The organism is Chryseobacterium wanjuense (genome assembly GCF_900111495.1).
GTDB lineage: Bacteria > Bacteroidota > Bacteroidia > Flavobacteriales > Weeksellaceae > Chryseobacterium > Chryseobacterium wanjuense.
The window spans coordinates 1456191-1473960 of the sequence record NZ_FOIU01000001.1 but is presented as its reverse complement, the minus strand read 5'-3'; the positions used below and the strand labels follow the sequence as shown (position 1 = coordinate 1473960).

At 34.5% G+C, this 17770-nt stretch carries 19 protein-coding genes; 13 read left to right on the top strand and 6 right to left on the bottom strand.

Going from position 1 to position 17770, the window contains the following annotated elements:
- Window positions 1-10 precede the first annotated feature (10 nt).
- The 13 genes from BMX24_RS06765 (at window position 11) to hisIE (ending at window position 11988) form a co-directional block, all read left to right on the top strand.
- Window positions 11-823: a 2,3,4,5-tetrahydropyridine-2,6-dicarboxylate N-succinyltransferase gene (locus tag BMX24_RS06765; RefSeq protein WP_089791279.1), complete on the top strand. Its 813-nt coding sequence runs from the start codon at window positions 11-13 to the stop codon at window positions 821-823.
- Window positions 824-854: 31 nt separating this feature from the next.
- On the top strand, window positions 855-2027 hold the full coding sequence (locus tag BMX24_RS06760; protein ID WP_089791278.1) for a glycosyltransferase family 87 protein: 1173 nt from the start codon (window positions 855-857) through the stop codon (window positions 2025-2027).
- Window positions 2028-2029: 2 nt separating this feature from the next.
- Window positions 2030-2959: a glycosyltransferase family 2 protein gene (locus BMX24_RS06755; RefSeq protein WP_089791277.1), complete on the top strand. Its 930-nt coding sequence runs from the start codon at window positions 2030-2032 to the stop codon at window positions 2957-2959.
- Window position 2960: 1 nt separating this feature from the next.
- Complete coding sequence (locus BMX24_RS06750; RefSeq protein ID WP_089791276.1) at window positions 2961-3737, top strand: polysaccharide deacetylase family protein; 777 nt, start codon at window positions 2961-2963, stop codon at window positions 3735-3737.
- Window positions 3734-4834 (top strand): glycosyltransferase family 4 protein, encoded by a 1101-nt coding sequence (locus BMX24_RS06745; protein WP_089791275.1) that lies wholly within the window; start codon window positions 3734-3736, stop codon window positions 4832-4834. The genes BMX24_RS06750 and BMX24_RS06745 overlap by 4 nt, the downstream gene beginning before the upstream one ends.
- Before the next feature lie 249 nt (window positions 4835-5083).
- A complete protein-coding gene (gene hisG / locus BMX24_RS06740) occupies window positions 5084-5941 on the top strand; it encodes an ATP phosphoribosyltransferase (protein WP_089791274.1) in 858 nt (285 codons plus the stop codon).
- A 1-nt stretch (window position 5942) separates the two neighbouring features.
- Complete coding sequence (hisD, locus tag BMX24_RS06735) at window positions 5943-7226, top strand: histidinol dehydrogenase (RefSeq protein WP_089791273.1); 1284 nt, start codon at window positions 5943-5945, stop codon at window positions 7224-7226.
- Window positions 7223-8254 (top strand): histidinol-phosphate transaminase, encoded by a 1032-nt coding sequence (gene hisC / locus BMX24_RS06730; RefSeq protein WP_089791272.1) that lies wholly within the window; start codon window positions 7223-7225, stop codon window positions 8252-8254. Before hisD ends, hisC begins: the two co-directional genes overlap by 4 nt.
- Entirely contained in the window at window positions 8251-9345 is a 1095-nt protein-coding gene (hisB, locus tag BMX24_RS06725) for a bifunctional histidinol-phosphatase/imidazoleglycerol-phosphate dehydratase HisB (protein WP_089791271.1), read from the top strand. The genes hisC and hisB overlap by 4 nt, the downstream gene beginning before the upstream one ends.
- Before the next feature lies 1 nt (window position 9346).
- A complete protein-coding gene (gene hisH, locus BMX24_RS06720; RefSeq protein ID WP_089791270.1) occupies window positions 9347-9925 on the top strand; it encodes an imidazole glycerol phosphate synthase subunit HisH in 579 nt (192 codons plus the stop codon).
- Between the two features lie 2 nt (window positions 9926-9927).
- Entirely contained in the window at window positions 9928-10650 is a 723-nt protein-coding gene (hisA, locus tag BMX24_RS06715) for a 1-(5-phosphoribosyl)-5-[(5-phosphoribosylamino)methylideneamino]imidazole-4-carboxamide isomerase (RefSeq protein WP_089791269.1), read from the top strand.
- On the top strand, window positions 10643-11395 hold the full coding sequence (gene hisF, locus BMX24_RS06710) for an imidazole glycerol phosphate synthase subunit HisF (RefSeq protein WP_089791268.1): 753 nt from the start codon (window positions 10643-10645) through the stop codon (window positions 11393-11395). Before hisA ends, hisF begins: the two co-directional genes overlap by 8 nt.
- Window positions 11392-11988: a bifunctional phosphoribosyl-AMP cyclohydrolase/phosphoribosyl-ATP diphosphatase HisIE gene (gene hisIE / locus BMX24_RS06705; RefSeq protein ID WP_089791267.1), complete on the top strand. Its 597-nt coding sequence runs from the start codon at window positions 11392-11394 to the stop codon at window positions 11986-11988. Before hisF ends, hisIE begins: the two co-directional genes overlap by 4 nt.
- Before the next feature lie 63 nt (window positions 11989-12051).
- Here hisIE and BMX24_RS06700 read toward each other — a convergent pair whose 3' ends face one another.
- The 6 genes from BMX24_RS06700 to infC form a co-directional block, all read right to left on the bottom strand.
- Complete coding sequence (locus tag BMX24_RS06700) at window positions 12052-13221, bottom strand: M28 family peptidase (protein ID WP_089791266.1); 1170 nt, start codon at window positions 13219-13221, stop codon at window positions 12052-12054.
- 90 nt (window positions 13222-13311) lie between these two features.
- The gene (locus BMX24_RS06695; protein WP_089792796.1) at window positions 13312-14484 is read right to left on the bottom strand and encodes a M28 family peptidase; all 1173 of its coding nucleotides are present in this window, start codon (window positions 14482-14484) and stop codon (window positions 13312-13314) included.
- Window positions 14485-14592: 108 nt separating this feature from the next.
- Complete coding sequence (rplT, locus tag BMX24_RS06690) at window positions 14593-14937, bottom strand: 50S ribosomal protein L20 (RefSeq protein WP_034694451.1); 345 nt, start codon at window positions 14935-14937, stop codon at window positions 14593-14595.
- A gap of 122 nt (window positions 14938-15059) precedes the next feature.
- Complete coding sequence (gene rpmI, locus BMX24_RS06685; RefSeq protein WP_002979658.1) at window positions 15060-15257, bottom strand: 50S ribosomal protein L35; 198 nt, start codon at window positions 15255-15257, stop codon at window positions 15060-15062.
- 463 nt (window positions 15258-15720) lie between these two features.
- On the bottom strand, window positions 15721-16542 hold the full coding sequence (locus tag BMX24_RS06680) for an alpha/beta fold hydrolase (protein ID WP_089791265.1): 822 nt from the start codon (window positions 16540-16542) through the stop codon (window positions 15721-15723).
- A 617-nt stretch (window positions 16543-17159) separates the two neighbouring features.
- The gene (gene infC, locus BMX24_RS06675; protein ID WP_089791264.1) at window positions 17160-17660 is read right to left on the bottom strand and encodes a translation initiation factor IF-3; all 501 of its coding nucleotides are present in this window, start codon (window positions 17658-17660) and stop codon (window positions 17160-17162) included.
- Window positions 17661-17770: the final 110 nt, after the last annotated feature.

The window sequence follows — 17770 nt, the reverse complement described above, 5'->3', positions numbered from 1 at the left end:
AACTAGAAACATGTCGTTACAACAAACAATTGAAAACATTTGGGATAATAGAGATCTTTTGCAAAATGAAGACAGCCAGAAAGCAATCAGAGAAGTTATTTCTTTATTGGATTCCGGGGAACTTCGTGTTGCTGAGCCTACAGAAAACGGATGGCAGGTAAATGAATGGGTGAAAAAAGCTGTAGTAATGTATTTCCCGATTCAGAAAATGGAAACTATCGAGGTAGGTCCGTTTGAATTTCATGACAAAATTCCTTTGAAGAGAAATTATGCTGAAAAAGGAGTGAGAGTTGTACCTCATGCGATCGCGCGAGAAGGTTCTTTTGTGGCTTCAGGAGTGATTATGATGCCTTCTTATGTAAATATCGGGGCATATGTAGATTCAGGAACAATGGTTGATACCTGGGCTACGGTTGGAAGCTGTGCACAGATCGGTAAAAACGTTCACCTGAGCGGTGGAGTTGGAATCGGTGGTGTTTTGGAACCGCTTCAGGCCGCTCCTGTAATCATTGAAGATGATTGTTTTATCGGGTCAAGATGTATCGTTGTAGAAGGTGTTCACGTTGAAAAAGAGGCAGTTTTGGGAGCTAATGTTGTGTTGACGGCTTCAACGAAAATCATTGATGTTACCGGTCCTGAACCCATCGAGATCAAAGGAAGAGTTCCTGCGCGTTCTGTGGTAATTCCTGGAAGTTATACAAAACAATATCCTGCGGGAGAATATCAGGTTCCATGTGCTTTGATCATCGGTCAGAGAAAAGAATCTACAGACAAGAAAACGTCTTTAAATGATGCGTTGAGAGAAAATAATGTTGCTGTTTAAGATTACTATTTTAAACTAAAACCTCACAATCTTGAAAGAAAAATTCCTTAAAATACTATTAAACCCTAAATATATATTTGGGGTTTATCTTATTATATCAGTGGTCACGGCGATTTCCAAATATTTCAGGGGAGATTATGCCATTAATAATTATCTGATTTTCAAAAGTGTATTTTTTAATACCGTCAATCAGAAAAATTTATTCATTCACTATCCAGATCTTTTTTTTGATCTAAATCATTACGGCGTTTTTTTCAGTGCACTGATAGCTCCGTTTGCTGTGATGCCCGATTGGTTGGGGATTTCATTATGGAATCTGGCCAATACATTCATCTTCGTGTACGGAATTTACAAGCTTCCGTTTTCCGATTCAAAAAAAGCGATTTTCGGAATTCTCTGTTTGCAGGAATACATTACCGCGGCTTTAAGCTTACAGTTCAATGTAGCTCTTACAGGGCTTTTATTGCTGTCCGCAGTTTACATTTACGAAAGAAAAGAAGTAAAATCGGTTACAGCAATTTTAGTGGGCGTTTTCGTAAAAATCTATGGAATTGTAGGTCTTACTCAATTCTTCTTTATTAAAAATAAGGCTAAATTTATTCTATCAGGATTAATTATCGCTGTATTATTTTTCGTCCTTCCGATGGCTTATTCCAGTCCGAAATTTGTGATTCAGTGTTACTCCGACTGGTTCCAGTCAATCGTTGAAAAAAACAATGAAAATCAGGTGTTGGGAAATATGCAGGACATTTCATTGATGGGCTTTTTCAGAAGAATTTTAGGTGATGCTTCGATTTCCAATCTGGTATTTTTAGCGTTTGGCTTACCGTTTTTTGCTTTGCCTTATATCAGAATTAAACAATATCAGCATTATGCTTTTCAATTAATGATTTTAGCTTCATCGCTATTGTTTTTGGTATTGTTCAGTTCAAGCTCAGAATCTCCGACGTATATCATTGCTGTTGTGGGAGTTCTGGTTTGGTTTTTCCTTCAGAAAGAAAGAACCCCATTCGTCATTGGTTTGCTCATTTTTGTAATTATTTTCACATGTTTTTCGACTTCAGATTTATTTCCGAAGTTTGTAAAAGAGAATTATATCAAAAAATATTCTTTAAAAGCTGTACCTTGCATTGTGGTTTGGTTGAGGGTAACTTATGAACTTTTAACCAAAGATTTTGAAAAAAATTACAGCCTGAATAAGTAAATATGAAAAAAATTTCAATCGTCATTCCTGCCCACAACGAAGAAGGGAACGTTGCTTTGGTTCATGAAAAAATTAAAGAAGTTTTTTCAGGATTACACGATTATGATTTTGAAATTATTTTCGTTAACGACGGCAGCCGCGACAGTACCCAGCAAAAACTGGAAGAACTTTCAGCACAATATGACGAAGTAAAATTCATTGAATTTTCAAGAAATTTCGGACATCAGCCTGCCGTAAAAGCTGGTCTTGACCATGCTCACGGAAACGCGGTAATCTCTATGGACGGAGATCTGCAGCATCCGCCGGAACTGATTCCCCACATGATAAAAAAATGGGAAGAAGGATATGATGTTGTTTATACAATCCGGACTTATCCGAAACAGATTTCTTATTTTAAGCGAAAAACCTCAGATTTTTTCTATAAAATGCTTTCAAGCCTTTCAGATGTTGATCTTACAAAAGGAGGCGGATCAGATTTCAGACTGTTAGATGCAAATGCTGTTGAAGTCATGCGCAGCTTCACGGAAGACGATCTTTTTTTAAGAGGACTCACAAGCTGGATGGGCTTCAGACAAACCGGAATTGAATTTACCGCAAACGAAAGAATCGCAGGGGAAAGCAGTTACAATCTCAAAAAAATGGTAACTTTTGCCTTTACCGGAATCACGGCTTTTAGTGTGAAACCACTTTATATTGCGGCTTATCTCGGTTTTCTTTTTTCGGCACTTTCTGTTGTCGGATACGTTGGATACGTAATTTATTCATTCGTCGTGGAAACCGAAATTTCAGGTTGGGCATCATTGATCATGACCATTGTATTCTTTGGCGGGTTACAATTAATTATTATGGGAATCATGGGAATTTATTTAGGTAAAATCTTTAAACAGGTGAAAGAAAGACCTAATTATATCATAAAAAACAAAAATTTTTAAAATGGTTTTATTAAGTTTTGACATCGAGGAATTTGATATGCCATTAGAATACAAGGGAGAAATTCCTTTTGAAAAGCAAATTTCACTCTCACAGACGGGTCTCGAAAGAATTTTAGATATTCTTAAAAAACATAGCGTAAAAGCAACTTTTTTTTCAACGGTAGTTTTTGCGGAAAACAGCAAAAATCTTATCGGAAGACTATTAAATGAGGGGCATGAACTGGCTTCTCACACATGGTTTCATTCCGATTTTGAAGAAAAGCATCTGAAGGAATCCAAAGACCGATTAGAAGAATTATTTTCTACAAAAGTAACAGGATTGCGAATGCCGAGAATGATGCCCGTAAGCAAAAATGCGGTAGAAAATGCTGGATATTCTTACAATTCATCGATCAATCCGACGTTTCTTCCGGGAAGATACAATAACTTAAAAATTTCTAGAACGTATTTTAAAGAAGGAAAAGTCACGCAGATTCCGGCTTCGGTTTCTCCAAATTTCAGAATACCTTTATTTTGGCTGAGTTTTCATAATTTCCCTTTATCTTTCTATAAAAAACTGGCTTCAGATACATTAAAAAAAGATAACTACTTAAATATTTACTTTCATCCCTGGGAGTTTGCTGAAATTAAAGATGAAACATTTAAATTACCTGGATTTACAGTAAAAAATACAGGAAAAGATATGATTAATCGATTTGATGAATTTGTTTCCTGGTTAAAAAGCGAAAATTATTCATTCGGAACATTTCAGGAATTTCAAAAACAGATTGAGTCATGAAAATAGCTTTCGATGCCAAACGTTTTTTTCACAATACATCGGGTTTAGGCAATTATTCTAGAGACCTTGTGCGAATTCTGGCGAAATATTTTCCTGAAAATGATTATATTCTGTTAAATAAAAACAAGTCGGAAAGAGGAGCTGATATTTTAGAAAATACCAATGTTCAGTTTGTTGAAACTTCCAAAGGAACAATGTCCCGGCAATTCAAAATGGGAAAAGATGCGCAAAAACAAAATGCAGATATTTTTCATGGCTTATCCGGTGAATTGCCTTTAAAATGGGATAAAAAACCGATCAAAAAAATTGTTACGATTCATGATCTGATCTTTGTAAGATATCCTCAGTATTATTCTTTTTTTGACAGAAAAATTCACCTTTGGAAATTCAAAAAAGCGGCAAATTCTGCTGATAAAATCATCGCCATTTCAGAACAGACGAAACGGGATATTATTCAGTTTTTAAAAGTTCCGGAAAGTAAGATTGAAGTCATTTATCAGGGATGTCATAAAGCCTTTAAAGAACAGCAGTCAGAAGAATTTATTGAGCAGATTATAAAAAAATTTAACCTTCCCGAAAGGTATATTTTAAACGTAGGAACGATTGAAGAACGCAAGAATCTTTTAAATCTGGTCAAAGCACTAAAAGACACTCAGATTCCATTAGTAGTCGTCGGAAAAAAAACAAAGTATTTCCAGAAAATAGCGAATTTTATTCAGAAAAATAAATTGGAAAAACAGATTCATTTTTTGGAAGGCGTTTCAATGGATGAACTTGCTGTGATTTATAAATTGGCTGATATTTTCGTGTATCCGAGCTTTTTTGAAGGCTTCGGAATCCCGGTTATTGAAGCATTATTTTCAAAAACAGTGACCATTACAAGCAACACAAGTTGTCTTCCGGAAGCAGGAGGTCCGGATTCGGTTTACGTTGATCCTCAAAATTATTTGGATATTCAATCGAAAATACAATTTTTATGGAATAATGAGTCCGAGAGAAAACGCCGTGCTGATAAGGGTTTTGACTTTGTTCAAAAGTTTAATGATGAACCCATTGCCAACGAATTGATGAATCTTTACAGAAAAATTATTTCGTAAATTTCTTGGAAGTTTAAAAATAAGTCCTACATTTGTACCACAAAATTTCAACAATGAAACCGAATTTTTTAACAGTACATCATTATTATCATCATCTCTGCTAGACGGAATTGTTGATATATGACTATGTTAAAAATCAAAATAATAAAAACCGTCTGAGCAATAGACGGTTTTTTTGTTTCTAAGATTTATCCGGAAAATTTTTCAACATAATGCTGTTTTTACTTGCTCAGACTCAATCAAAATAAAATGAGTAAATTAAAAATTGCAATACAAAAAAGCGGACGACTTTACGAAGAATCTCTCCAGCTCCTCAAAGACTGCGGAATTTTTATTAATAATGGAAAAGATCAGCTGAAAGTTTCGGTAGATAATTTTCCGATGGAAATTATGTATTTAAGAAATTCAGATATTCCTCAATATCTGGAAGACGGAGTAGTAGATATCGCGATTGTCGGTGAAAATATTTTAGTTGAAAAACAGAAAGATATTAAAATCATTCAAAAGCTTGGATTCTCAAATTGCCGGGTTTCTCTCGCTATCCCAAAGGATGTTGAAACTGATAGTCTGGCGTATTTTCAGGGTAAAAAAATTGCTACATCTTATCCTAATACCCTTAAAAATTTTCTACAGAACAATCAAATTTCAGCAGATATCCATGTGATTTCCGGTTCAGTAGAAATAGCTCCCAATATCGGCCTTGCAGATGGAATCTGTGACATTGTAAGCTCGGGAAGTACTTTGTTTAAAAATGGCTTAAAAGAAACCGTTACACTTTTAAAATCTGAAGCTGTTTTAGCTAAAAGCTCAAAATTATTCAAAGAAAAAGAACTTATTCTGGATAAATTTCTGTTCAGAATTAAAGCAGTTTTAAAAGCAAAAAATTCCAAATATATTCTCATGAACGTTCCTGACAATAAGATTCAGGAAGTATCCGATGTTCTTCCCGTTTTGAAAAGTCCCACCGTAATTCCTTTGGCAGAAGAGGGTTGGAGCAGTATCCATTCCGTAATTGATGAAGAACGATTTTGGGAAGTCATCGACGAGCTCAAAGACAAAGGCGCACAAGATATTTTAATAATTCCGATCGATAAAATGGTTATTTGAAATGCAGATCAGTAAATATCCTCAGAAAAATGAATGGTCTGAACTCATCAAAAGACCCATATTAAAAAGAGAAAAGCTTTCGGAAATTATTGTTGATATTTTTAATCAGGTTGAAAAAAAAGGCGAACAAGCTTTACTTGAATTCAACAAAAAATTTGATGGAGCTGAAGTTAAAAATATTCGCGTTTCTAAGGAAGAAATAGAAAATGCAGAACAACTTCTCAGTAGAGAATTGAAGAATGCCATTCATCAGGCAAAAGAAAATATTACACAATTTCACACATCGCAAATCACTGATATTAAGAAAATTGAAACATCAGACAATGTAATATGCTGGAGAGAAAACCGGGCTATAGAAAAAGTCGGGATCTATATTCCTGGAGGTACGGCTCCTTTATTTTCAACGGTTTTAATGCTTGCAATTCCTGCTCAACTGGCTGGTTGTAAAGAAATTATATTATGTTCTCCATCCGATAAAAATGGAAATATAAATCCTGCGATTTTGTACACCGCTCAGCTTTGTGGCGTCTCAAAAATATTTAAAGTTGGTGGGGCTCAGGCCATTGCAGCCATGACATTGGGAACTGAAAATATTCCAAACGTCTATAAAATTTTCGGCCCTGGTAATCAATATGTTGTCGCAGCAAAAGAATATGCGCAAACGTACAATGTTGCTATCGATATGCCTGCAGGACCAAGCGAAGTATTAGTAATTGCCGATGAACAGGCTATTCCTGAGTTCTGTGCAGCAGATCTTCTTTCACAGGCCGAACATGGAAATGACAGCCAGGTAATTTTCATTTCAACAGATGTGAAAATTTTTAATGAAACCATCAAAGAAACGGAAAAACAGATTAAAGAACTTCCGCGGAATGATTTTGCTCGGCAGTCATTAAAAAACAGCCATTTCCTCCTTTTGAATTCAATAGATGAAGCTCTGGAATTCAGCAATTTATATGCACCTGAACATTTGATTTTAGCCATAGAAAATTTTGAAAAATATATTCCTGAAATTCAGAATGCAGGATCTGTTTTTTTAGGAAATTATTCCTGTGAAAGTGCAGGAGATTACGCTAGTGGAACTAATCATACCCTTCCAACCAACGGATTTGCAAAGAATTACAGTGGCGTTTCTCTAGATAGTTTTGTAAAAAAAATTACGTTCCAACATCTGTCTGAAAAAGGTCTTCAAAATTTAGGAAAAACAATAGAAATCATGGCAGAAGCAGAAGGTTTATTCGCTCACAAAAATGCCGTATCCATCCGATTAAAACAAGAAAAATGAAAGAATTTAATATCAATCAATTAGTAAGAAAAAATATATTAGAATTGCAGCCTTATATCAGTTTCAGAGACCATAATGAATTTGAAAAACCGGTTTTGCTGGATGCCAATGAAAGTCCGTTTGGAGAATTTAATCGTTACCCGGATTCTACGCAGAAAAAAATTAAGCAAAAATTATCAGAATTAAAAAATATTTCACCTGATCAAATTGCAGTTGGAAATGGAAGTGATGAATTAATAGATCTGATTATCAAGGTGTTTTGTGAACCTAAGAAAGACTCTATTCTGATGATGAATCCATCTTTTGCGATGTACGGTTTTTATGCTTCAGTTAATGAAAACAGAGTAATAAAATTGGATTTAAATGAAAATTTTGAAATGATAAAAGATGAATTTTTAAAGACAATAAAGCAAGGTCAGTTAAAAATTTTCTTTTTATGTTCACCAAATAATCCAACAGGAAACAGTGTAGATGATATTGAGTTTTACGTGAAAAATTTTAATGGAATTATTGTTATTGACGAAGCTTATATTGAATTCTCCGGAAGAAAATCCAGTATCAAATTGTTGGAAAAATATCCTAATCTCATCGTCCTTCAGACTTTTTCCAAAGCTTGGGGAATGGCAGGGGCAAGAGTTGGGGTTGCTTATGCGTCAAAAGAAATTATTAAACTCATTAATACTGTAAAAGCTCCTTACAATGTAAATTCTTTAAGTTTAGATTTACTATTAAAAAACATTGATAATCAAGAAATTTTAAATCAAAATTTAGAAAATACTTTAATAGAAAAATCTTGGCTAAAAAATGAATTACAAAAAATAAAATACATCAATAAAGTATATCCGAGTGATGCTAATTTCTTTTTAATTGAATTTAAAAATGTCGAAAAAGTTTATCAGAAATTATTGGAAAAAGAAATTCTGACAAGCAAAAGAACGCCCCAAATTCCAGATTGTATTAGAATTAATGTGGGAAATAGAGAGGAAAATATTCAGTTGGTTACAGTTTTAAAAGAGATGGAATCATGAAAAAAGTACTGTTTATAGATCGTGACGGAACATTAATCATTGAACCCACAACAAATTTTCAGGTCGATTCTTTAGAAAAATTAGAGTTCTATCCTGGAGTCTTTCAGAATCTTTCAAAAATAGCCAAAGAGCTTGATTTTGAATTGGTAATGGTCACCAATCAGGATGGTTTGGGAACAGAAAGTTTTCCTTTTGAAGACTTTATAAAACCACACGAAAAAATGTTGGAAGCCTTTGAAAATGAAGGGATTTTTTTCAGCGAAATATTAATTGACAGAAGTTTTGAACATGAGAAATTACCCACAAGAAAACCAGGAACAGGCATGTTGGGAAAATATATTTATGGGAATTATGATCTTGAAAATTCTTTTGTGATTGGTGATAGAAGTACAGATATTCAATTAGCAAAAAATTTAGGTACAAAAGCGATTTTCATTAATAATATTCATAATGAAAATGCTGATTTAACGACTCAAGACTGGAGTGAAATTTATTCTTATTTAAAGCAAATTCCGAGAAAATCAAAAATTGTAAGAAAAACCAATGAAACAGAAGTTGAAATTGAAATAAATCTCGATGGAAACGGAAATTCTGAAATTTCAACAGGTTTACATTTTTTCGACCATATGCTTGAACAGATTTCGAAACACGGAAATTTAGATTTAAAAATTAAAGTAAAAGGAGATCTTCAGGTTGATGAACATCATACCATTGAAGATACCGGAATTGTTTTAGGTGAGGCTATTTTAAAAGCTTTGGGAAGTAAAAAAGGAATTGAAAGATATGGCTTTCTGCTTCCAATGGATGATTGTCTGTCGCAGGTTGCCGTTGATTTTGGCGGAAGACCGTGGCTGGTTTGGAATGTTGATTTTAATCGTGAAAAAATAGGTGACGTACCAACGGAAATGTTTTATCACTTCTTTAAATCTTTCACCGATTCGGCCAAATGTAATGTAAATATTAAAGCTGAAGGAAAGAATGAGCACCACAAAATCGAATCCGTTTTTAAAGCTTTTGCAAAGACCATAAAAATGGCAGTAAAACAGACTGATCAAAATTTCAATTTACCCTCAACTAAAGGACGTTTATAAGATGATTGCTATTATAAAATACAACGGCGGAAATGTAAATTCCGTGCAAAATGCCTTAGACAGATTGCAAACAGAATCTGTTATCACCGACGATTTTGAGATCGTTCAAAAAGCTGATAAGGTTATATTTCCCGGAGTTGGAGAGGCATCTTCTACAATGAAAAATTTAAATAAAAAAGGTTTGAATGATTTAATTCCTACACTCACACAACCGGTTTTGGGAATCTGTCTCGGAATGCAGTTGATGTGTAAAAACAATGAAGAAGGAAATACAACAGGGATGGGAATTTTTGATATTAATATTAAAAAATTTCCACGTGAAAATTTAGTTCCGCATATGGGGTGGAATACTATTTCAGGCTTTAAATCTTCAGTTTTTTCCGGTGTTGAGGAGAAATCAGATGTGTATTTTGTTCATAGTTTTTATTGTGAATTGTCTGAATATACGACTTCTGTCTGTGATTATATTTTGCCATTCAGCGCGTCTTTGCAAAAGGATAATTTCTTTGCAATGCAGTTTCACCCCGAAAAATCGGGAAGGATAGGTAATGAATTATTAAAAAACTTTTTAAAATTGTAAATGTGAAAATTATTCCTGCTATTGACATTATTGACGGAAAATGTGTACGTCTGACAAAAGGTGATTATCATACAAAGAAAATTTACAATCAAAACCCTGTAGAGGTTGCAAAAGAATTTGAAAGCTTTGGAATTCAGTTTCTACATCTGGTTGATCTGGACGGTGCAAAATCCAGGAACATTGTTAATCAAAAAGTATTGGAAAATATTGCAAGAGAAACATCTTTACAAGTTGATTTTGGTGGTGGCCTGAAAAGTTTACAGGATATTGAAATTGCTTTTAATTCCGGGGCACGACAAATCACCATCGGAAGTATTGCCGTTCAAGATCCTGAGTTTTGTTTTGATTTAATTGAAAAATATGGTTCAGAGAAAATTATTCTAGGAGCTGACTGTTATGATAGAAAAATAAAAACTTCAGGCTGGCTGGAAGAAAGCAATGAAGATGTAATTGATTTTATTCTTCAATATCATAAAAAAGGTGTAAAAAATGTAATCTGTACCGATATTTCAAAAGACGGGATGTTGGAAGGTCCTTCCATTGATCTGTATAAAGATATTTTAAATCAAACATCAGTTAAATTAACAGCCAGTGGCGGGATTTCTAAGATGGAAGATGTGTATCGGATGAAAGAAATCGGATGTTCCGGAACGATTATCGGGAAGGCAATTTATGAAGGAAGAATCAACCTGAAAGAAATTCAAAAATTTATTACAAATGCTTAAAAAAAGAATCATCCCGTGTTTGGATATCAAAGACGGAACAACGGTAAAAGGAATCAATTTTAAAGGGTTGCGAAATGCCGGAAATCCAATAGATTTGGCAAAACAGTATGAATCAGATGGTGCGGATGAACTGATATTTCTTGACATCACGGCTACCATTGAAAAGCGAAAAACTTTCGTTGAATTGGTGAAAAACATTGCTAAAGAACTCAGCATTCCTTTCACTGTCGGAGGTGGAATTTCTACAGTTGAAGATGTCAGAAAATTATTACAAGCCGGGGCCGATAAAATAAGTATCAATTCGTCTGCTGTTAAGAATCCTAATTTGATTTCTCAGCTGGCAAAAGAGTTTGGAAATCAATGCATTGTTGTTGCAATTGATACAAAATTCAGTAATAATTCTGATTGGGTTTATATAAAAGGAGGTAGGGAAAAGACCGAATTGAATACCCTGGAATGGGCGAAAAAAGCTGAAGAATTGGGAGCAGGAGAGTTGCTTTTGACTTCCATGGATGGCGACGGTACAAAAAAAGGTTTCGATATAAGAATTACAAAATCAATTTCTGAAAATGTGAATATTCCCGTCATTGCTTCCGGAGGTGCCGGAAATACAGGAGATTTTGAAAATATTTTTAATGAGACAAAGGCAACCGGAGCTTTGGCAGCAAGTATTTTTCATTTTGGAGAAATTAAAATTCTGGACTTAAAAAGAGAATTAAAATCTAAAAATTTGGCAATAAGATGAAAATTAATTTTGATAAAAGTAACGGACTTATTCCGGTTATCATACAGGATAACAATTCATTACAGGTATTAATGCTTGGTTATATGAATGAAGAAGCTTTTGAAAAAACAAAAAAAGAAGGGAGAGTCACTTTTTTCAGTCGCTCTAAAAACAGACTCTGGACGAAAGGTGAAGAGTCAGGAAATTTTTTAACTGTAAAAAGCATGACTATTGATTGTGACCAGGATACACTTTTAATTAAAGTCAATCCTAAAAATGTGGTTTGTCATACGGGAAGTTTCAGTTGTTTTGGAGAAAAAAATTGTAAAGGATTTTTATACGAACTGGAGGAAAAAATTTCCCAAAGAATTGATGAGGAAACCGAAAATTCATACACCTATTCTTTATATCAAAAAGGCATTAATAAAATCGCTCAAAAAGTAGGAGAGGAAGCTGTAGAACTGGTCATTGAAGCGAAAGATAATAACAATGATCTGTTTAAAAATGAAGCGGCAGACCTGCTTTTTCATTTTTTAATTTTGCTTAAATCTAAAAATATGACCTTAGAAAATATTGAAGAAGTTTTGATGTCTCGTGATCGAAAAGCTTGTTGAGCATCATTTGAAATAGTTTCGGCGGGCTTTGCCCGCCGAAACCTCAATTATTTTAAACTTAAATTATTTTATTAAAATTTTTCTTACCGCAACATGATCTTTCGATGTCAATTTACCGATATAAGCTCCTTTAGCAAGACCTTCAACGTTGATATGCGTATTATTCTTATCTTTTATTAAGACGCGTCCCAACAAATCCGTAACCTCAAAATTGAAATCCTTGATATCCCTTGGTAGTTCAATATTCAGGAAATCTTTTGCCGGATTTGGATAGATTTTCACCGATTCCAAAGCATTTACATTGGCTTCTTCAGTAGCTAAAATAGAACTCGATGCCACGGCAAAGTGTTGCAAAGCCCCAACAGCAGCCTTTCCAACATTGAAAATATAGACCGGATCTGTATTGGCAAAAGTATCATTGGCTGTGTGAGGGTAATAACTTCTGATTTTCTCAAAAAACCCCGTAATCACTTCACCTTTTTCTTCAAAAGAAATATAATCTGTGTCTTCCGCCGGATCGACATCAGTAAGAAGCGGTGAATATAGCTGCGTACAATTTCTCAACTCTTGTGTAATCACTGCTGAAGCCGCATTGTTGCTGGACAAACCGTCCTGATCTTCATCACAATAAATCGTATTGTTATTATTTCCCATTACTCCGCCAACCTGATCAAGATTGAAAACCAATTTGATATCCAGCTGTTTTACGTTGTTCTGATAAACCACATTGTCTACATAATGAGCACTACCGAGCAGTCCTTGTTCTTCACCGGAAAAATGAATGAATTTAATCGAATATTCCGTTGGAACATTTTTTAAAATCCTTGCAGCTTCCAGAATAATCGAAGTTCCGCTACCGTTATCATTCACTCCGGGACCGTTGATAGTATCGAAATGCCCGCAGATAATGACAAATTTATTAGGATAAACGGTTCCTGTTTTTGTTATAATTAAATTTTTAGAACTTTTGTTGTTGTAAGTGAAAGGATCTTCAGTAATCTGACTGGCAGAATATCCAAACGCCAGATACTTGTCTTTAAGCCAGTTGAAAGCATTGTTATTTGCTACGGAACCGGTCGTTTTCACTCCTAAATTTTCAAACTGCTGTAAGTTGGTCGTGATGTTGGATTGGGTCACCATATTAGCCCTTGTCTGATAAGCTTGAATAAAATTCTGTGCATTTAGGCTCAATGTTGACAAAGAAAACAGTAATAATGTTGTGAGTTTTTTCATTTGTGTTGCTTTTTGTTAAATTTTTGTAATCTGCAAATATAAAAAAAATCCTGAGTATTGCTCAGGATTTCAATATTTAAAATTTTAAATTTATTTTCCTATAATAATTTTCCTTACGGCAGTTTTATCATTGGCTTTAATTGTGCATAGATAAGCGCCGTTAGTTAATCCTGAAACATTAATTTTTGTTTCATTTTCTTTGTTTAAAACTAAACGTCCGTTAAGGTCTGTGATCTCCAAACTGAAGTTTTTAATATCCTTTGGAAGTTCAACATTTAGAATATCTTTGGCCGGATTAGGATAAACTCTTACGGATTCCAAAGTATTTGCAACCGTTTCATTGGTTCCTAAAACACTTGTGGCAACGGCAAAATGCTGTAATGCTCCAACTGCAGCTTTACCAACGTTAAATACATAAGTCGGATCTACGTTTGCAAAAGTATCATTCGATGTGTGTTCATTATAGCTTCTTACATTTTCATAAAAACCGGTAATGATATCACCATTTTGCTCGAAAGGGACGTAATCGGACGAGTAAGCGTTAGACATCACCGTCTGAAGCGGAGAATAAAGTGTCGTGCAAGTTGCCAGTTGTTGTGTAAATGTCAGAGACTGAGCATTATTTCCCGATAATCCGGCTTGGTCACTTTCACACTTGATCGCATTATTGGTATTCCCGATTTTACCGCCAACCTGATCGATATTAATGACCAGCTTCACATTCAACAGACGAACATTATTTTGAAAAACAACATTATCCGCATAATGCGCGCTTCCCTGTAAACCTTGTTCTTCTCCTGAAAAATGAATGAATTTAATCGAATATTCTGTTGGGATATCTTTTAAAATTCTCGCTGCTTCCAGAATAATTGAAGTTCCGCTTCCATTGTCACTTACACCGGGGCCATTTATTGTATCATAATGTCCGCAGATGATGACGTAAGTATTAGGATAAACGGTTCCTGTTTTCGTTATCACCAGATTTTTAGAGCTTATATTACCTCCAAAAGTAAAAGGATCTTCCGTGATCTGACCTGCTGTATATCCGTAAGACTGATATTTTGCCTTCAACCAGTTTAGTGCATTGGTATTAGCGGCAGAACCGGTGGTTTTCACGCCAAGAATTTCAAATTCCTGCAATATGGTCGTGATATTGGTCTGAGAAACCATATTGGCTCTGTTTTGGTAAGCCTGAATAAAGCTTTGAGCCTGAAAGCCATAAGTTGCTAATGAAAAGAGTAGAAGAGTAGTTAATTTTTTCACTTTTAAAGAAAATTTTATATAATCAATAATTATTAGCAAATGTATATAATAAAAAAATCCTGAGCAAAAAACTCAGGATTTATATTGATAACAAAAATTCTACATTTATTATTTTACTTGATCTACAACAGCTTTGAAAGCTTCAGGGTGATTCATTGCTAAATCTGCTAAAACTTTTCTGTTTAGTTCGATGTTGTTCTTTTTAAGAGCTCCCATAAACTGAGAGTAAGACATTCCGTGCTCTCTGGTTCCCGCGTTGATACGAGTGATCCAAAGTGCTCTGAAGTTTCTTTTCTTCTCTTTTCTACCACGGTAAGCATATTGCATTGCTTTTTCTACCGCGTTTTTAGCTACAGTCCAAACGTTCTTTCTTCTACCGAAAAAACCTTTAGCTTGCTTAAAAATTTTCTTTCTGCGAGCTCTTGAAGCTACGGCATTTACTGATCTTGGCATAATTTAAATTGTTTTTTTGAAATGTGCGACAAACTGTTTCATTGTACTTAGCTGCTCCATTTCAGGGTTAAAATTTTGAATTTGTTTTGAATTCTTATAAACCGAATATAGATTTATAAAAACTACTTAATTGCTAATTGACGTTGAACACTTTTTTCGTCCACTTTAGCTACATAAGAAGTAGTAGTAAGATTTCTCTTCTGCTTAGTTTCTTTTTTAGTTAAGATGTGGCTTTTGTAAGCATTTTTTCTTTTGATCTTACCAGAACCAGTAAGAGCAAAACGCTTTTTAGCACCTGATTTCGTTTTTAATTTTGGCATTGTTTTGCTTTTTATTATTTGTTATCAATATCTGTCTTGGCTATTTTCCCAAACATTTTTAGGAATAATAGTTTGCAAAATTACGGAAAAAAACTGAGAGTTGAAAGTAATTTTTTGGATGGAAGAGGGAAGTTGGATGACGGAGGTTTTAAAAGTTATTAATTTTAACCTTTTTATTTGTAGCTATTTCCCGCTTTCCTCTGTATCTTTTGGGTTACGGCCTCCGCTTTGCTCCGGCCGCAACCCAAAAGGATGTCGTTACAATCGGGGCTAGGGTGGAAGTCGATAATTCAATTTTTCACAAAATTGTCATACTGAAAGCATCTCGACAGTTATACTTCAAACGTTGCTTACATACTTTCAGCATGACAAAATGCACGCGAAACAAATGAATAACTTATATAAACAAAAACTACAACCGAAAATTCCGATTGTAGTCTTTCTTTAATATGCGTAGGAAAAATTATGATTTAAAAAATTCCAAAAGATCTTTATTGATAACATCTGCATGAGTTGTCGGCATTCCGTGGGGGAAACCCGGATAAGTGATCAACTTACCGTTTTTCAACAACTTAGCTGATTTCAATGCTGCGTTTTGGTAAGGAACTATCTGGTCATCTTCTCCATGAAGCACCAAAACAGGAACATCCACAGCTTTCAAATCTTCTATAAAATCAGTTTCTGAAAATGCTTTTACACACTCATAATGAGCAAGAATACTTCCCATCATCCCTTGTCTCCACCAGTTTCTCTGTACACCTTCTTTTATTTCAGCACCTTCTCTGTTGTAACCGTAAAAAGGGAAAGTAAGATCAATATAAAACTGTTGTCTGTTATTCATCGTCTGGTTTCTGATATCGTTGAAGATTTCAATAGGCACACCATCGGGATTGGTTTCACTTTTCACCATTACAGGCGGAACAGCGCTTATTAAAACAGCTTTCGCAACTCTGTTTTTACCGTATTTATTTACATAACGGATTACTTCACCACCACCTGTAGAATGTCCTACGTGGATCGCGTCTTTTAAATCTAAAAATTCAGTAAGTTCCGCTACGTCTGCTGCATAGGTTTCCATTTCATGTCCGCTCGTTGTCTGGCTGGAACGTCCGTGACCTCTTCTGTCGTGAGCAATTACTCTATATCCCTGCTGAACGAAGAATATCATCTGAGCATCCCAATCGTCAGCAGATAAAGGCCATCCGTGATGAAATACGATAGGTTGTCCTGTTCCCCAATCTTTGTAATAAATTTCAGTTCCGTCTTTTAATTTAAGTGTGCTCATTGTTGTATTGTTTTAATTTGTTGATGATTTGAATAAGGTTCCTTTCTTATTTCTAAAGCAAATTTATAGTAAAATTTTCACCATAATCTTGATCTAGGTTAAATTTTAATAAATATTTAATAAGTATTATAAATTTATGGAAAATAATAAACAAATTTTAATAATTGATTAAACTAATTTAATTAATGAGCCAATTTCACTGATTTCCGTGACATGAAAAATGAAAAATCTTAAAAATATTTACTTCCCTTGTTTTCTTGTTTGAAGAGATTCAAACCTAACAGGTTTTTTTCAGCGCAATAATTGACGATTCACAATTCGCATTTAGATTTCACAATTTGTAATTCCTTTCCGGTCGCAAGTTCCTAGCCCAGATAGAAACGGTTACCCCGCAACTTGGGTAGGAGAGTTGGAGGGTTGGGAGATGGAAAGCACTGGCGTGAGGAGTAAGAGTGGATAGCTGGAAATAGCTCCTGAAAATGAGTAATAAGTAATAAATAATGAGTAATGGGTAATATTCTTCTTTAATACTTTCTTTAACGGCTTTAAAACAAAAAAACCTCAAATTGCTTTGAGGTTTACTATTCTTAATCAGATCTTTATGATCTGTCTGTTGATTATTTAGCAGGTTTTTTAGGACTCATCATCATAATCATTCTCTTTCCTTCAAGTTTAGGAAGCTGGTCTACTTTTCCAACATGCTCCAGTTCCTGAGCCAGTTTTAGAAGCAAAATCTCTCCCTGATCTTTAAAGATAATAGAACGTCCTTTAAAAAATACGTAGGTTTTTAATTTTGAACCTTCTTCAAGGAACTTTTCAGCGTGCTTTTTCTTAAACTCGTAATCGTGCTCATCGGTCTGAGGCCCGAAACGGATCTCCTTTACCACCACTTTTACTTGTTTAGCTTTTAGTTCCTTTTGCTTTTTCTTTTGCTCGTATAAGAACTTTTTATAGTCTAATATTCTCGCAATGAACGGTTCAGCCTTATCGGAAATTACTACCAGATCCAATTCCTGTTCTTCAGCAATTTGTCTTGCTTTGTCAATCGGATATACTCCCGGCTCTACGTTGTCTCCCACCAAACGAATTTCTCTTACTCGAATTTTTTCGTTAATCATGTGAGCGTCCTCCTGTTGCGGACGTCTCTGTGGGCCCCTGTTGTTAAATCTTTGTGCTATTGTATTATAATTTTATTGGTTAATTACTAAATTTTATTATTAAAAAAATT

Coding starts and splice junctions, on each gene's coding strand:
- BMX24_RS06765 (WP_089791279.1), top strand. CDS start 11: ATGTCGTTACAACAAACAATTGAAAACATTTGGGATAATAGAGATCTT.
- BMX24_RS06755 (WP_089791277.1), top strand. CDS start 2,030: ATGAAAAAAATTTCAATCGTCATTCCTGCCCACAACGAAGAAGGGAAC.
- BMX24_RS06750 (WP_089791276.1), top strand. CDS start 2,961: ATGGTTTTATTAAGTTTTGACATCGAGGAATTTGATATGCCATTAGAA.
- BMX24_RS06745 (WP_089791275.1), top strand. CDS start 3,734: ATGAAAATAGCTTTCGATGCCAAACGTTTTTTTCACAATACATCGGGT.
- hisG (WP_089791274.1), top strand. CDS start 5,084: ATGAGTAAATTAAAAATTGCAATACAAAAAAGCGGACGACTTTACGAA.
- hisD (WP_089791273.1), top strand. CDS start 5,943: ATGCAGATCAGTAAATATCCTCAGAAAAATGAATGGTCTGAACTCATC.
- hisC (WP_089791272.1), top strand. CDS start 7,223: ATGAAAGAATTTAATATCAATCAATTAGTAAGAAAAAATATATTAGAA.
- hisB (WP_089791271.1), top strand. CDS start 8,251: ATGAAAAAAGTACTGTTTATAGATCGTGACGGAACATTAATCATTGAA.
- hisH (WP_089791270.1), top strand. CDS start 9,347: ATGATTGCTATTATAAAATACAACGGCGGAAATGTAAATTCCGTGCAA.
- hisF (WP_089791268.1), top strand. CDS start 10,643: ATGCTTAAAAAAAGAATCATCCCGTGTTTGGATATCAAAGACGGAACA.
- hisIE (WP_089791267.1), top strand. CDS start 11,392: ATGAAAATTAATTTTGATAAAAGTAACGGACTTATTCCGGTTATCATA.
- BMX24_RS06700 (WP_089791266.1), bottom strand. CDS start 13,221: ATGAAAAAACTCACAACATTATTACTGTTTTCTTTGTCAACATTGAGC.
- rplT (WP_034694451.1), bottom strand. CDS start 14,937: ATGCCAAGATCAGTAAATGCCGTAGCTTCAAGAGCTCGCAGAAAGAAA.
- rpmI (WP_002979658.1), bottom strand. CDS start 15,257: ATGCCAAAATTAAAAACGAAATCAGGTGCTAAAAAGCGTTTTGCTCTT.
- BMX24_RS06680 (WP_089791265.1), bottom strand. CDS start 16,542: ATGAGCACACTTAAATTAAAAGACGGAACTGAAATTTATTACAAAGAT.
- infC (WP_089791264.1), bottom strand. CDS start 17,660: ATGATTAACGAAAAAATTCGAGTAAGAGAAATTCGTTTGGTGGGAGAC.